Annotated in this window: 15 protein-coding genes; 9 read left to right on the forward strand and 6 right to left on the reverse strand. The window is 58.5% G+C overall.

The features are described from left to right. Nucleotides 1–69 precede the first annotated feature (69 nt). The 3 genes from BW919_RS02210 (at nt 70) to BW919_RS02220 (ending at nt 2479) form a co-directional block, all read left to right on the forward strand. Nucleotides 70–495 (forward strand): archease, encoded by a 426-nt coding sequence (locus BW919_RS02210; RefSeq protein ID WP_157665907.1) that lies wholly within the window; start codon nt 70–72, stop codon nt 493–495. A gap of 16 nt (nt 496–511) precedes the next feature. Beyond that, entirely contained in the window at nt 512–1690 is a 1179-nt protein-coding gene (gene pscS / locus BW919_RS02215) for an O-phospho-L-seryl-tRNA:Cys-tRNA synthase (RefSeq protein WP_088335366.1), read from the forward strand. A 165-nt stretch (nt 1691–1855) separates the two neighbouring features. Next, nucleotides 1856–2479, forward strand: a complete 624-nt coding sequence (locus tag BW919_RS02220; RefSeq protein WP_088335368.1) for a hypothetical protein — start codon at nt 1856–1858, stop codon at nt 2477–2479. Here the strand turns inward: BW919_RS02220 and BW919_RS02225 are convergent. Next, entirely contained in the window at nt 2469–3011 is a 543-nt protein-coding gene (locus BW919_RS02225; protein ID WP_088335370.1) for a hypothetical protein, read from the reverse strand. The two genes, BW919_RS02220 and BW919_RS02225, sit on opposite strands and share 11 nt — an antisense overlap. 79 nt (nt 3012–3090) lie before the next feature. Between BW919_RS02225 and BW919_RS02230 the strand changes: the two genes are divergently transcribed. From BW919_RS02230 to BW919_RS02240, 3 genes are all read left to right on the forward strand, one after another. Continuing rightward, nucleotides 3091–3846, forward strand: coding sequence for a TatD family hydrolase (locus BW919_RS02230; RefSeq protein ID WP_088335372.1), 756 nt, complete (start codon nt 3091–3093; stop codon nt 3844–3846). 55 nt (nt 3847–3901) lie between these two features. After that, nucleotides 3902–4573: an NADPH-dependent F420 reductase gene (gene npdG, locus BW919_RS02235; RefSeq protein WP_088335374.1), complete on the forward strand. Its 672-nt coding sequence runs from the start codon at nt 3902–3904 to the stop codon at nt 4571–4573. Between the two features lie 72 nt (nt 4574–4645). Beyond that, nucleotides 4646–5935: a UbiD family decarboxylase gene (locus BW919_RS02240; protein WP_157665909.1), complete on the forward strand. Its 1290-nt coding sequence runs from the start codon at nt 4646–4648 to the stop codon at nt 5933–5935. Here the strand turns inward: BW919_RS02240 and BW919_RS02245 are convergent. The 3 genes from BW919_RS02245 to BW919_RS02255 are packed head-to-tail and all read right to left on the reverse strand — an operon-like array spanning nt 5927 to nt 10571. Then, complete coding sequence (locus BW919_RS02245; protein WP_088335378.1) at nt 5927–6967, reverse strand: adenylosuccinate synthetase; 1041 nt, start codon at nt 6965–6967, stop codon at nt 5927–5929. The two genes, BW919_RS02240 and BW919_RS02245, sit on opposite strands and share 9 nt — an antisense overlap. Then, nucleotides 6886–8754, reverse strand: a complete 1869-nt coding sequence (locus BW919_RS02250) for a hypothetical protein (protein ID WP_088335380.1) — start codon at nt 8752–8754, stop codon at nt 6886–6888. Before BW919_RS02250 ends, BW919_RS02245 begins: the two co-directional genes overlap by 82 nt. Then, the gene (locus BW919_RS02255) at nt 8706–10571 is read right to left on the reverse strand and encodes a hypothetical protein (RefSeq protein WP_088335382.1); all 1866 of its coding nucleotides are present in this window, start codon (nt 10569–10571) and stop codon (nt 8706–8708) included. Before BW919_RS02255 ends, BW919_RS02250 begins: the two co-directional genes overlap by 49 nt. A gap of 24 nt (nt 10572–10595) precedes the next feature. On the opposite strand from BW919_RS02255, the gene BW919_RS02260 reads away from it, so the two are divergent. Continuing rightward, the gene (locus BW919_RS02260) at nt 10596–11963 is read left to right on the forward strand and encodes an amidase family protein (RefSeq protein WP_088335384.1); all 1368 of its coding nucleotides are present in this window, start codon (nt 10596–10598) and stop codon (nt 11961–11963) included. Between the two features lie 571 nt (nt 11964–12534). Next, a complete protein-coding gene (locus BW919_RS02270; RefSeq protein WP_088335388.1) occupies nt 12535–12975 on the forward strand; it encodes an rRNA adenine N-6-methyltransferase family protein in 441 nt (146 codons plus the stop codon). 137 nt (nt 12976–13112) lie between these two features. Here the strand turns inward: BW919_RS02270 and BW919_RS02275 are convergent, their stop codons facing one another. Together BW919_RS02275 and BW919_RS02280 are read right to left on the reverse strand one after the other, a co-directional pair. After that, entirely contained in the window at nt 13113–13976 is an 864-nt protein-coding gene (locus BW919_RS02275; protein ID WP_088335390.1) for an Mrp/NBP35 family ATP-binding protein, read from the reverse strand. Between the two features lie 179 nt (nt 13977–14155). Further along, nucleotides 14156–15022 carry a hypothetical protein gene (locus BW919_RS02280; protein WP_088335392.1) on the reverse strand — a complete coding sequence of 289 codons (867 nt, stop codon included), beginning with the start codon at nt 15020–15022 and terminating at the stop codon, nt 14156–14158. A 38-nt stretch (nt 15023–15060) separates the two neighbouring features. On the opposite strand from BW919_RS02280, the gene BW919_RS02285 reads away from it, so the two are divergent. Then, nucleotides 15061–15516, forward strand: coding sequence for a hypothetical protein (locus tag BW919_RS02285; protein ID WP_088335394.1), 456 nt, complete (start codon nt 15061–15063; stop codon nt 15514–15516). Nucleotides 15517–15518 lie beyond the last annotated feature (2 nt).

The following is a 15518-nucleotide window of genomic DNA, read 5'->3' on the forward strand; positions in this document are numbered from 1 at the left end:
TCCACCCCGCTGGGTTGGACCGAAGAACTTCTTTCGTATTTTCTCCCGAAGGCCAGGGGGAGTGCCCTGGTGCCGTGGGAAGAGATCGAACACACGGCGGACGCCGCGTTTCGAGTGTGGGCCAACACGCCCGAAGACCTCCTGGTTGAAGCTGCCAAGGCGCTGTTCGATCTGATCACGGACCTGGACGAAGTGAAACCCGAAGAGGAAGTTGAAATCGAGGCGGAAGGAGAAGACCTCGTGGAGTTGCTCCACGACTGGCTCGAGGAGATACACTTCCGACACGAGGTTGACGGGATGCTGTTCTCCGACTTCAGAGTGAGAGAATTGAAGAAAGACGAAGACGGATGGAAGGTGCGTGGCGTGGCTCTAGGCGAGCCCTACGATCCGGACCGACATCCGTTCCACACCGAGGTTAAGGCCGTGACCTACCACAATATGAAGGTCGAGCGCGAGGACGGGCGGTGGGTAGCCGAGTACGTGGTTGACTTGTGAGGGGGTAGGTCGGTATTTGAACCTGGACCGTTACAGGGACTTCGTCCGTGAGACGGAGCGGAAGTACATTAACGTGAACCCGATCCAACGAGGGGGTGTGCTGACACCGGAAGCTAGGAAAGCCCTACTGGAATTTGGAGATGGGTACAGTGTATGCGACTTCTGCGAAGGGTTGCTCCACGAGATCGAGAAACCCCCCATCCGACAATTCCACGAGGACTTGGCCGAGTTTCTCGGGATGGACTTGGTACGGATCACCGCCGGTGCGAGGTACGCGAAGGAGGCTGTCATGAGCGCGTTGTGCGGGGAGGGAGACGTAATCGTCGCAGACTCGCTCGCGCACTATACCACGTTCATCGCAGCGGAGAAGGTAGGAGCTATGGTTCGGGAGGTCCCGAACACCGGTCACCCGGAGTACAGAGTGAAAGTCGACGAGTACGCTCGGGTTATCGATGAGGTGGAGGAAGAACGGGGAGACCCACCCGCGTTGGCGTTACTTACGCACGTCGACAGTGAGTACGGGAACCTCGCGGATGCGGAGAGGTTCGTGAAGATATGCCGCAAGAAAGGTGTTCCTGCGCTACTCAACTGCGCTTATACCATGGGACGCATGGATCTGTCAAACTTGAGCCCGAAGCCCGACTTCATGGTCGGTAGCGGCCATAAGGGCATGGCCGCGTGTGCACCGTGCGGCGTACTCGCGATGCGGGGGGAATGGGAAGAGGTAGTGCTCAGAGGATCCTCACTGCGCGGAGACGTCTCCGGTCGGGAGTGGCCGCATAAGGAGGTCGAGATGCTCGGATGTACCGTGATGGGGGCACCGATAGTCACTATGATGGCCAGCTTCCCGCACGTCGTGGAGCGAGTGAGACGATGGGAGGAAGAGGTGGAGAAGACGCGGTGGTTCGTGAAAGAGATGGAACGGATAGAGGGAGTACGACAGCTCGGTGAGCGACCGAAGCGGCACGATCTGGTGAAGTTCGAGACCCCGGGCTTCCAAGAGGTGGCAAATAATCACCCCAAGCGCGGCTACTTCCTGTATAAGGAGCTGAAAAAGCGTGGTATCATCGGCATCCAACCAGGACAGACCGAGACCATTAAAGCCAGCGTGTACGGTCTGACGGACGAGCAGGTGGAGCACGTCGTGCGAGCGTTCCACGAGATCGCGGAGGAGCATGGTTTAGAAGTCTCCTGAGCAGCCTCACCGACGGGAGCCACCTCCGCCGGGAGTATCGAGGGACGGGAGCGCCAGCGAGCAGGAACGTGACCGTACGTGGAGCGAAGTCGTAAGGCGTCGAGTCGCCGTTCCCGATCGCACGTAATTGTTACGAACATCATAACTATTGGTGGGGGAGCCTTCGTGCGGATGGTAGTGCTATTCTCCGGTGGTTCGGATTCCCTACTGGCGACACTAATAGCCTGCGATGAGTACAACCCGGAGGAGGTCATCCTAGCGACATATGATAACGGCGTGCTGATCGATGTTGAAAAAGCCGGCATCAATTACTCCCAGGTGAAACGTGCCACGGACATCGGGGTAGAGTGGAGAATTTTCGATATCCACAGGCCCTTCCACCGATGGGGACTCCGAGGTCTTGAACGTAGGATTCTGCGGCTCGGTTGGAACCCCGTGTGCCTAGACTGTAAATTCTGCATGCTCTTCCACGCGCTGGAGAAGTTAGACCCTGACGTGATCGTAACTGGAGACAGGGAATCCAGGAAGTACCCGGAACAGACGCCGGAAGCTAAGGCATTCTGGGAGGAAATGTGCGACGAATATAACTGTGAGTACTTCACACCGCTCTGGGATTGGAAGAAAAGAGACGTCTACGAGGAATTAGCCCGACGAGGGGTATCGGTGAGGGGATCGGAGCCCAAATGTATGCTGGCAGGCTCTTGGAAGAAGCCGGTGAGTGAGAAAAAGGTCGAACGTTACCTGGAAGGACTTAGGAAGAGACTCTTGGGGTTACGCTCTACTCCTTGAGCTCCTTTAGCCTCTCCGAGAGACTTTCCAGCTCTTCAAGGGCGTCCTCCATCCTCGTATAACACTTCTTCAGACCCTCCACGACGCGAGAGATGGTTGTGGACACATCCTCCATCTCGGACTCCAATCGCTCCAGCTTCTCCTCCTCAGCCTTGAGTCTCTCCTTGATATCCTCGACGCCGGTGACTATCCGGAGTTTCCCACTCTTGAGCATCTCATAGGTCTCCAGAACGAGCTCCCCGGCCTTCGTCTCTCCCTGCAGATGCTTCCTGATCGTAGCCTCGGTACGTCCCAGTTCTTCTGCTATCTCCGATACCGTATACCCGGCTTTCTGTCTCGCGAGGGCCGACGCGGCCACCGCTAAAGAGTCGACCCAGGTCAGAAACTTCTGCTCGTGAATCATCTCCAGCACCTTCGGGCGGAAGAGTGTAGCTACCAGTAGTACTGTCTCTAGCTGGTGAATCTCCTGCCGATCCATGGGCTGGAACGGGATCTCCGTGAGATCAATTACCTCCTTCACGCTTTCTGCCATATCCGATGTACCCTTGATGCAACGGGGGATCCGGCTATTTAAACTCTAAGAAACAGAACCTCAAGGGGGCGGTGGAGCCTTGTTCGTCAAGTTCGACTCGCACGTACACCTGGACGTGAGATGTGAGGACGATATGAAGACGATGAGCCTCGCCGGAATACGCTACGTCCTGACGCTCGCCCACGACCCCATGCCGTTCCGCACCGCGGAGGCCCTCTTAGGACACTGGGAGGCGGTCGAGTCGATCGCGGAGACGGCGGTCGAATACCTGATAGACGTGAAGGTGGGACTGGGGATACATCCGAGGGCCATCCCGGACGAGGGTATCGAACTCACCCTCGAACGCCTTGAATCGAAGTTGAGTGATCTAGACGCGGTAGGAGAGGTCGGACTAGAGGAAGCCACGGACGAGGAAGTGGAAGTGCTCCGGAAGCAGCTGGACCTCGCCGCGACCGAAGATGTACCCGTGATCGTTCACACCCCACGGAGCCGTGACCCGAACGTCATTTCGAAGATCATCGAAGTCGCTAGTGATTCGGATCTGGACCACGATTTGATCGTGATCGACCACCTCAACGAGCAGTACGTCGACGCGGTCCTCGCGGAGGGTTTCAACGCCGGGATCACCGTACAGCCCGGTAAGGCGACCGTCGAAGAGGCCGTCGAGATAGTGACCAACCGGGTCGAACATGCGGACCGCATCCTCATTAACAGCGACGCGTCGAGGGCTCCGAGTAACGTCTTGGCGGTGGCCGAAGTGGCGTTCGAGCTGGAAAAGAGGGGGTTCGACGCTACCGAGGCGGTGGTGCGAGACAACGCCCTACAGCTCTTTTAACTTCTAACCGGCACCCTCTTAACCCCACCCTCCCTCGCCCACCCGGGGTACGAACGTGCGGCTGGCGTTCATCGGAGGAACCGGCCACCAAGGGCTCGGGCTCGCGCTGAGACTGGCGGCGGCGGGACACCAGGTGATCATAGGATCGAGGGAGGAGGAACGCGCCGTTAAGGCCGCGGAGAAAGCCGAGGGGATCCTGTCGAAGCACGGGTACGAGGACGTCACCGTTGAAGGTCGCGAGAACTCCGACGCAGCAGCCGAAGCGGATGTGATATTCCTGACGGTCCCGTTCTTCGCCGTCATCGACACGGTTAAGACGATCCGGGACTCGCTCGACGAGGACGCGATCGTCGTAAACGTCACGGTACCGTTGGAGACGGCTATAGGGGGCAATCCCACCCGGCTGATCCGACCATGGTCCGGATCTGCGGCTGAAACCGTGCAGTCCCTCGTCGACAACCCAGTGGTGTCCGCGTTCGAAAACGTCTCCGCGGAATCACTTCGAGACCTGGAGAAAAAAGTCGAGTGCGACGTGGTAGTGTGTTCAGACCATAAGGACGCAAAGAACGTTGTCATGGAGCTAGCGGAGGAGATACCGGGAGTCCGAGCGATAGACGGCGGGCCGTTGGAGAATGCCAGGATCGTGGAGTCTATTACGGCACTGCTGATCAGCATCAACATGAGATACGGCAAGGAGAACGTCGGGATCAGGTTCACCAACCTATAAGGGTCAGCCCGCGTCCCGGTCTTCACCCCCCATCAGTTCGGGACTTTGTCTTCATCCCCCGGGGGCGCCGCGTTGAGGGATTTCCTGAGATACGTGGAAGATGACCTAGTAGTAATCGAAGAGTGGTTATCACCTGAATACGAGGTACCGGCGGTTCTCCAGGAACTCGATAGACCGATAGTGTTCGAGGGCGTTGAAGGCTACGACATCCCGCTGGTGGGTAACCTATGTTGTCGTCGGGAGTACTTGGTAAGGGCGATGGGAGCGGAGTCTTGGGACGATGTCCTTTGGAAACTCGCGGAAGCCATGGACTCCCCGAAGGAGCCGAGGAGAGAACGCTCCCCGTCGTTTCTCGAGGTCGAGCGTGGACCAGAGTTCCTGGAAGAGTTCCCGATGTGCCGGTTCTACCGGACCGACGGTGGTCCCTACCTCACGGCGTCCCTGATCGTCGCGGTCGAGCCCGAGGAAGGAATCCCCAACGCGTCCGTACACAGGATGATGTACCTCGGTGACGGCAAGTTCGCGGTACGAATCGTCCCACGACACCTTCATCGGTACTACGAGAAAGCCGACAACGACCTACCGATAGCGGTATGCCTGGGTGTGGACCCGCGGACGATGTTCGCGTGCTGCGCCCGCGTACCGTACGAGGTTAGCGAGCTGGACGTCGCGGCGGCGTTCTGGGAGGATCTCCGGGTGTACGAGGTCGACTACGATATCCCGATACCAGCGGAGAGCGAGATCGTTATGGTAGGCAGATTGACACCAGAGCACGCCCCAGAAGGACCCTTCGTGGACGTGACGCGCACTCTGGACGAGCGGCGTCACGAACCCGTCTTCGAGGTCGAGAAAGTGTACACTCGAGAGGATCCGTACCACCCGATCATCCTTCCAGGCGGAGAGGAACACAGGATCATGATGGGCGGTCCCGCCGAGGCCACGATCCTCGCTCACGTCTCTCGGGTATCGGAAGTGGTCAAGGTCAGACTGACTCCGGGCGGGGGAAGGTGGCTCCACGCGGTGGTATCGATACGGAAACGCACTGAAGGTGAGGCCACGAACGCGGGCCTCGCCGCGCTGGCGGCCCATCCGAGCCTGAAGCACGTGGTGGTCGTGGACGAAGACGTGGACCCGGACGACCCGGAACAAGTCGAGTACGCACTCGCGACGAGGTTTCAAGCGGATCGCGACCTGCATGTGGTGAGGGGTCTCGGGTCCACCCTCGACCCGTCGGCAGAAGAAGGTATCATGGCGAAAGCTGTGTTCGACGCGACGGCTCCGGTGGAGGAAAGGGAACTGTTCGAGGTGGTCGAAGTGCCCGTTAGCGATAGGGTCCGGCGGATCCTGGACGAACTACCTTAGATCCACCGTGTGCTCCAGTTCCGGTCCCGTGGAAACTATCGTCACCGGTACTCCGACGGCCTCTTCCACCTTCTCGATGAACTTCTTCGCTTCGGTGGGAAGCTCGTGCCAAGTCTCGGCCTCCGCAGCGTCGGGGAACCTCCTGTCGATGCACGTGATCGCGACCTGAGTAGCACCGTTGATAACGCACGCACGCTTGGCCATCTCGAAATCAAACTCACCTATACGTCGTGGCCGACCCGTGACTGTACCGCGCTCGACTTCCAAGATCTCTTCGCCGAACTTCTCAGTCACCTCCTCTCGGGATAACTCCGTAGGGAACGGTCCCTTCCCGACCCTGGTCGCGTACGCCTTGAACACCACGTACACATCATCGATCCTCGTCGGACCGACGCCGACGTCGGAAGCGAAGGCGCTCGCGGTGGTATCCTTGCTGGTGACGTAGGGATAATCTACCCCATGGTAGAGGGATAGACCGAACCCCTGAGTACCTTCGATTAGCACGTCATCGCCCTCGTCTATCGCATCGTTCACCAACCCCGGGACGTCGCCGAGGAACTCCGAGAGATCGTCAACGTCCCGGGCCAGCTTCGCCTTCCGTAGTGTCCTGTCCGCGTTCGCCGGCCCGCAGCCGGTGCCGGTCGTATCGATCTCGTCAGAGAGATGCTTGGAAGCGCGCTCGGACTCGATGTGCTTAGGCTCGATTATCGCACACTTTTCGTCCACGACCAGTCTATCACCGACTTTGAAACGGGACAGTCGCTCGACTTCATCCAAGAGCACATCCGGGTTAACGAGGACCCCGGGCCCTACGGCAAGATCGGCCTCCTCATGTGGGAAGCCGCACGGGATCTGTCGTAGACCGTAATCCTCACCGTCCACACGAACGGTGTGACCGGCGTTGGGACCGACGCCCGCACGCGCTATAACCTTAGGCTCGTCCTGAACGGCTAAGTACGCAACGATTTTACCCTTACCCTCGTCGCCCCACTGACCACCAGCAACGACGCTAACGTGACCGCGATCCCGCAAGTTGGTTTCCCCCAGTTCTGAGGGTGAGGCGTCGGAGAACGCGTGACGAACTCCAGCGTGACGCTGACATGGTACTTATCGGATTCGTTCAACGTTAGCACGTACACGTCCCGGATCCCAGTTGGGTGTATCAGGATACCGGTGACGGAGTAACGGTTCGGGCCTAAGTTCTCGATTTCGAAGTCGGTTCCGTCCGCGAGCACCGTGGAGTAGGGATCTCTCGGTATCCTCGTTATCCCAGTGACGAACGCCGGTAACACCAACGGAACTAGCCTGTACCCGTCCACCGGCACCATGAACGCTTTGGGAAGTTTGATGCTCAAATCCTTCCCTTCCGGCACACGTGGTGGCTGGTAGTCGAGTGTCCTTTCGAACCGGTAGAACGGGTCCCCGACGAGTAGGTAGCCCGGACTGACGTCGACGTAGCCCCGTAGTAGCTCGAGTTCCCATGTAGCCCACACTACGGCCCGACCCAATTCGACGCCGGAAGCCGCGAAGAGATACGCCATGATGGCTCCCGCGGGATCCCGGAAGGCAACGACAGCCCGGAACTTCGGGAAACCGTTCGGGGTCGCGTACACGTCCACAACCTTGGCAATCGAGTTGGGATCGGCACACACGAACAGGACGCTCCTACACTGTGAATCCAGGGCCCTCAGGAACTCTGTCCCCAACACGCTCCCAGAGCCTGCGATGTTCACTATTGCGCACGCTGATCCCCTGAGCTCGCAGTTCAGGGATGGAACGTCCGGAACGGATAGCCACTTCACGTTGGCGGAACCGAGTGAGTTGTTCAGGTCACCCTTGTAAACTGACAGCGATCCTGTTGGGTCGAAGACAGCGAGCGGTGACGCCTTACCGTGAAGATGCGTGGAAACGATCATCTTATTGGCCGCAAGGAACCCCGGGATACCGTGGAACGGGAAACACGCCACACCGACTCTCAACCTAGGATCTCCCAGTAACAACGATCCGAACGAGACCACATACTCCACGTCTTTGAGTCCCTTGAGCTCCTTACCGTACGCGGACAAGAACCTCTCACGTACCCTACGTACAATGGTATCGATGTCCGTCTTCTCACTGGGTTGTACGAACGCCACCAACGCCGGTCTCATACAGGCGAACTGTACGGCGGCCAAGGTGATCGGATCGAACGGTTGAGATTTGTACGGACCGCTAGGTTTCACGAGCGGTTGGACGACCGCAACAGCCCTGATAGATAGGTCACTACTGAAGTCGTATTCCGGGTTGCGGAGGTACTCGTCCAACGTGAGTACAGGGACGTTGAAGCTGGACGCGTACGTCAGCGGATTACCCCATACAATGGCACCTAACTGTTTTGCAACGATAGGTGCCAGTTCAAGCCCGGGAACGAAGTCTGAGTCTGGATCCAAACACAGTAGGAACTTCAACGGGACCCCGGATTTTATCGCCACGTCCACAAGTCGTACGCAAGCCGCCTCAAGATCGTCCGGCAACTCTGACCAACCTGGATGGGTCGCTGGGAACCTGTACGTGAGGACGTGGCTGGACGGCCCGACCCTCGACATCAAGTCCAGCGTGAGTCGATCGAGCTTACCCTGAACGGCGATCGGGATGACGGAAGGCACGTTACCACCTGCCCACTCCCTGTCCATCGACGCCGCGGTGACGAACACTCTAATCCAGCTGTCTTTGGTCATCACTTGGTCGGGTACGTTCACCACGACGTAAACGTGAGCGCTGGCCGGGACCGTCAGTCCGAGGATAATCGATGTGATCGTAGCAACGGCACGAATATCCATATCGGCACCACCCTGTTGATACCGTTGTTATTGATTGGACTCGGATTCGATGGTAACGGTTGAAGGGTTAGGATAGCGTAAACGTCACCGGATTGCGCCAGCATGAACGGGACCGTAGGTATTCTACCATTACCCCTACCCATAATCACGGTATAGTGCCTGTTCGGAGCGTTCACCTCGAACTGTATCACGTCTGGGGTCTTCCGAGATGGGATCGGGTACCCGAAGAACACTCCGAACCTGTATTTCTCGTAGTGGAGAGTATTTTCCACACCACCTAGAATGAGTCCTCTAGCTAGCGCGAAAATACCCTCGAGACCGACGACCACGACTTCGACGTCGTACAGTTGGTCCGGGATCCTACCGAAACTCGAGTACCAATCCCAAGCCCACTCACAGAACCCGGACGCTAACGCGTACCAAGTGTAAGCTAGAGGATCGCCCCTCTTTGTGCCCTCAAATGACACTACGTACGGTCCGACCAGTCCCCACCCAAACCAATGGTCGTCGGACAAAATGAGATTGTAAGTGGACAGCAGGTAGCCGGAGTTGAACAGTAAGGTGCTGGTGGTGAGGTCTATCCCTGAGAGGTCCCATGGGTAAAAACCACAGCATGGAAGCGCGGCGTAGAAGTTTGGTGTTCCAACTTGGATCGAGTTGTTCCATTGGTCGGTCAGCGTCATATACGATAGGAAAACGTGTTGATCGGCACCTAAAATTTCCGGCAATACTGAGGTGAACTCCGACGTAATATCCCAGTACATAGCACCCTCTGCGGGTGGCCCCACGATGATCACACCTTCCCATCTGCAACCTTCAAGGCGTAAGTCCTCCGCCGCCCACGCTATAGGGAGTCCGTAGAGAGCACCCAAGTATAGCGAACTGGGCCACGGCTCGAACATTCGTGCTTGCCTCCAATTCTCTCTTCGAGGGACGTTGAAGATCACTGCCGGGGCCCCGGACATTATTCTCGAAGAGGCACGGACGTAGACGACATCACCACTGAAACCCACTGCATCGTTGAACTCGTCGAATAAGACCTTGAACGCTTCGGTCTTATAGACGACTATGACGAGGTCGGAGTTCGCGTAGAGCCGATAGAATGGATCGTCTTGTGGGTCCGGAATGTCCTGCCACGGACCTGCTGGATTGATCACGTTCGCTCCCGGGACTAGGGGTATCAACACGTCTTTGACCGCCTCAGGAGAAGTGACGGTCGCCCTCGCCATGAAAACCACGACCACGCCGACCTTACTAGGATCGACGTCGTGCGATCGCTTCAGTAGTTCTCGAACCGCGTCCCATTTGAGCGCCAGTGCGGATGATATTGCCATGGGATCGTATTCCGATACTATCGTAATTAGGTGATCGTAGTCTAACGATCGGGATAAGTCCAGTGGGTCATAACCATGGGACAAGTCTACATCGATCCTAGCCGAAGACGGGAGGGCGCGGAACACGTTGTCGGCGATTCCCATAACATCAAGAGGTGAACCACGAGTAACTGCCGGGAACACGTGGATCCTACCTTCGGAGTTCATGTAGGACAGAAGTGAGAAGTACGGCACCCAGTATACGCAGGCTGGAAACCTGTAGTTCGCATATTCTTCTTCGTATTTTTCTTTATCTTTTTCGTCCCTGCATGGAATAGAATACCCTGGTTTATCGAACAGACCTTTTTCGGCAATCTGGTCGCTTGGTGTTGGTACTTTGAACACGACGAGGTGTGATTCGTCTAAGATCACCGTGGGCGCAGCGGAGGTGGAACCTATAAGGGTGATTAGGAGTGCGAGCGGTAGGACCCACTTACCGTTCAACCGCTCACCCCGCGGGGAGGAACGATGCTGAGGGAAGTCGCAAAGAACGTCGAATCGGGCCGCGTCGACCCGTCGGAGCGGATCTATGGATATCTCGAAGAAATCGACAAGGTGAACCCGGATATAAATGCATTGACCCACGTTAATGAGGAAGCGCCCCGGGATGTCAGGTCTGAGGGCCCGCTCGCTGGTGTAGTCATAGCCGTCAAGGCCAACATCAACGTGGAGGGGATGCCGTGCGACTGCGCGTCCAAGACACTGGAGGGGTACCGGGCTCCGTTCGACGCGACGGTAGTGCGAAGGATCAAGGAAGCCGGTGCCGCGGTTATCGGCATTGCGAACATGGACGAGTTCGCGGCCGGTTCCTCGGGCGAGACCTCGTGTCACGGACCGACCGATAACCCGAGGTGTCCGGGGCGCATTCCGGGCGGGTCGAGCTCCGGGAGCGCCGCGGCCGTGGCGGCGGGACTCTGCGACGCTGCCTTAGGTTCGGACACGGGTGGGTCGGTTCGGAATCCAGCATCACACTGCGGTGTGGTCGGATTCAAGCCCACTTACGGTCTGGTCCCGAGGCAGGGTCTTATCGATTTAGCCATGAGCTTCGATCAAATCGGGCCTATCACCAGAACCGTTGAGGACGCCGCACTGCTGCTGGAGGTGATAGCGGGCCCGGATGAGGACGTCGAGGGAACCGTGAGGAATGCCGAGGTCCCCAGGTTCTCGGAGCTGTTGGACCCGGAAGAAGTGGAAAGAATGCGCATCGGTCTCGTGAGGGAGTTCCTCGAGGTCTCGGAGCCGGAGATAGCGGAGGTCGCCGGGGAAGCGGCCCGTGCCCTGGAGCGGGCCGGGGCCACCGTCGAGGAGGTGAGCTTAGGTCGAAAGCTCGTCGACGTAGCGCTACCCACGTATTACGTGATCAACTACGTGGAGTTCTTCTCGGCGACGCGTCGGTTCGACGGACGGAGGTACGGCCGTAGGATCGAGCATGTATGCGGGGAAGAAGTTCTCAGGAGAATCGTGGCTGGAGCTGCGATCAGCCGGCAGGAGGTTCGAGGTCAATACTACGAGCGGGCGATGAGGGCCAGGACGTGGATCCGACGCAGACTGTTGAAGGCGTTAGAGGGATACGACGCGTTGCTAGGGCCGACGGTGCCGAAGCCCCCACACCGTATCGGAGAGGAGTTGAACGTCCGTGAGATGTACAGGTACGACGTGCTGACCGTGATCCCTAACCTGGCGGGGTGTCCGGCCGGAAGCGTGCCGTTCAACACGATTAACGTAGATGGCGACCGGGTGCCGTGCGGTGTTCAGGTGATCGCGCGACCGTGGGAAGATCTAACCGCCCTGAACGTCATGGCGGCCCTCGAGAGGGCCGCCTCCTTCGAGCCATGATTCTCTAGACTTGACTCCTCTCGACAGCATCTACCTATCGGAGGGGCAGTTGGATTTTTCACGTATATCACATATATTTTGTGCGTGGATTACTCATGATCGTTGAAAAGCGGTGTGGTATCTTGCGGACTACAATTCGACAGTCGTCGTGTTACCCACGCATGTACGACATACGGTTTATGTACAGTTTACGTATGGAACGCTAGCAGTGCTCATACCTCGTGGTGCGTCATGACCTGCGTCCGAATTTGTGCGACTTTAGAGTCCGAGCGCTACTCGGCCGGTACGACGCTATTTGTGCGTCTGTTGTCGGAGAGAATCCGATATATCGCCGTAGGTCACTTACCACCGAATGGTATTCTCGCGAGGGGATACGGGGGCCGGATCGTGCTCGGAGAATCCTTCAGACCGTTGACTGAGGGTTAAGAAGCCAGTATGTTAGTGGGAACGTACTCGTGGATCTCTCGGAAATACCGGAAGAGTCCTGACTTCGTGCCCGTTCAACAGATCACGAGAGGCTAACCGGGCGACAGAAGCTTAACCGGTATAACGGAGGACGCAAGGGGCCGACGTGACCAGCTCCTACATTGTGTTCGACGTGAGGAGATACCGAGAGCTGGCCGAGGAACTCGTAAGGCCGGAAGACGTGGTGGTAGAAGTCGGCGCCGCCGCTGGTGATACTACAGTCAGATTGGCCCGCAACGCCCGGCTGGTGATAGCCTTCGAGAAGTCGGAGGAGATGTTCGAACGGTTGAAGGAGTGCGTACGTGGGTTGGATAACGTCATCGTCCTGTGCGAGGACGGGTTCGAGCTGGGGGAAGTACTCAAACGGACGGAGCGCGTGGACGCGGTATTCATCGACGTAGGTGGTGGGGCGCAGCCGAGGTTGGCACTAGCGCTGTGGGAAGCTTACTACTCGCGTTTTCGTCCGAGGGTGATCGTGGTCCGGAACCGAAGGCTCTGCCGACTGGTCGAAACGGTGGAACGCGTGGAGTGCGATGAGGAGGTATAGCCGCCTCTGACGCGGTGATGAGGGCACTCGGGGCCGAGCACGCGCTCCGCGACGAGGAGGTACGGACCCCCACTGATGACTCGCACGTCGATCGGAAGATATCCTACCGGAGGGTGGAAGGGTACTCGGACGCACCCTCAGATGCGGTCACGAACAGTCTCGGCGAGCTCGGAGAACGCCTCGGAGACTCGCGAGTCGGGGGCGGCGATGACGAACGGTTTACCTTCCTCCTCAGCCTTCCGCTTCGCCTCTGGGTCGAGTGGTATCCGAGCGAGGACCTCGGTGTCGAACCTCTCCGCGAGCTTCTCCGAGTAATCGTCCGAGAAGTACTCGATCGTGCTCCCGCACTCTGGGCAGACGATCCCGTGCATGTTACTGACGATCCCGACCAACTCGCCCTTCAGCTTATCGACGGCTTCACCGGCCTTCACGACGTCGGAGAACGACAGGGACTCTGGACTTGCGACCAGGAGTACGTTACGGGCGTCCTCGGGAAGCATCTGCAGCGCCGTCATGACCTCGTCACCTGTCCCGGGGGGCATATCGACGATTAGGTAGTCCAGGTCGCCCCAGCGCGTCTTGACGAGAATCTCTCGGATGAAGCCCGACTTGCGCGGCCCACGCCATAGGACGGGGAGGTCCTCACGTTCCAGCATGGTGCCGATGGACATGACTTTCACGTCACGGTAGCCTGAGAGCGGGAACAGTCCTGCGGGTGTTCCCTTCGGGGGTTCTGTGACCCCGAGCTGCTCCGGCACGTTCGGTCCGTGGATGTCCAAGTCGAGGATACCCACGTCGTCATCCTCGGCCAGCGCGAGCGCGAGGTTCACCGAGACGGTGGTCTTACCCACGCCACCCTTACCGCTCATGATGACCAGGACGTGCTCAACGCTCTCCAGGTTCTTCTCGATGGCTTCGCGTTCCTTCTTGAGGCGCTTCTCTAGCTCCCTTCGAGACGGGTGGTGCGGATGACCCTCTTCATGCGATTCGTTTCCGGACAAGGCATTCACCCCGGTTAGGTGCACCTAATGAGTTGTTCGAGGTCATTAAAACCGGTTCTCCCGTGTGCTCACCGATGGTGCCGATGAGCCCTAAACGATCTGGGGACCGCCGACAGCGCCCGGACGCGGATGGGCTCGTGAAGGCGGTTCAACCTAGGGATGAGGTGAACCGTGCCGGGTCACCGCCGCACTCGTTCTCCGACGGTAGAGCGCCCGATGAGGACGAGCCGGCGGTAGCCGAGAAGCCGCGCCAAGCGACTGCACTCCGGCACTTCGGTGCGGCCGAAGGTCTTCACCTTGATAAGGTCCATCAACGCCCCTCCCGTAAGTACGTCCCATACGGCGTCCATGAACGTTGGGTCCTCGATCCCGAGTCGATCCTCCATATACTCACGGAGCCTGGGTTCCACCTTGAACCGGTAGAACGCCCCGGCCAGGGTGAAGGAGGTAAGGAAAGCGACGGCACCTATTGGGTCTCCTCGAGTGCACGCGAGCAGAAGTGCAGTAGCTACCGAGGCGTTCCCCGCGTCCCCGAGCATCGTGCGACCCTTCAAGTCCAGCAGGACATAGGGTACGAGCGCAGCCCAGGCGACGGAGACTAAGGTGTGGTTCCACCACGGGATGGTCGCGACGGTAGCGGTAAGTGCGGCGAAGGTGAACGCGCGCGGTTGCATGTCGACGATGTTGGCGGGTTGCGGGAGGAACCCCGTCACAAGCCCCGTGATTGGATGGAACTTCCACCAACACCACCCGAAAGCTAACAACATAGCGGTACCTCTGGCAAGATGACCCACCTCGACACCGAACCTCGTGTGGGTCCTACCGAGCGCGTCGTCCACGAACCCCAGTACGGCATGGGTCACGACCGGGACGCCGTAGGTTAGGGGTGCCAAATACGCGTATATTAGGGCGGGGACGACGCCGACGCCCCTCGGTGTACCTCCCCGAACGGGCTCGTAGAGCGGCCCGTCCAGGAACCTGAAGACGGCGCACGCGGCGAGGGTCGCGGGTGCTGACGCTACGAGCGCCACCAACGTGTCGTGCACGGACTGGCCCCCACATTCGACTCATGGGGATACTCACGATGGGAAGATTCGAGCGCAACTTGGCGGCGATGTTCACTGAGTATGCCCTGATCAGTACGATCCAGGTCCTCTTCTGGATCGTGCTACCTAAGATCATGGGTCCTCAGCAGTTCGGGAGGCTCGTGCTTCTGATCAACTTGGCGGGATTCCTAGCCGACCCAATCCATCAGGCGGTCGCCCTCGCGTGTTCTACCGAGCTGTTGGGTCTTGGGGAGGGGGAGCGCGCCTCCTTGTGCGTTTCGGCTGTGATAGTCTCATTGACGCTATCCCTCGCGGCCGCTTCTGCGATGCTGACGGTCATCACCATACTACCCGTACCGGAGAAGCTCCGTACTGTGTCGGATCCGTGGGCCGCCTTAGGCCTGTTGGCATTGTGTACGTCTCCTGTGACGAGGGTCATGGAACCGTTCCTCCTCGCCGCTGGACGGAACTTGTTTGTGATGACCTCGGTTTAGAG

The sequence above is a fragment of the Methanopyrus sp. KOL6 genome, from assembly GCF_002201915.1.
Taxonomy (GTDB): domain Archaea; phylum JAADCQ01; class Methanopyri; order Methanopyrales; family Methanopyraceae; genus Methanopyrus.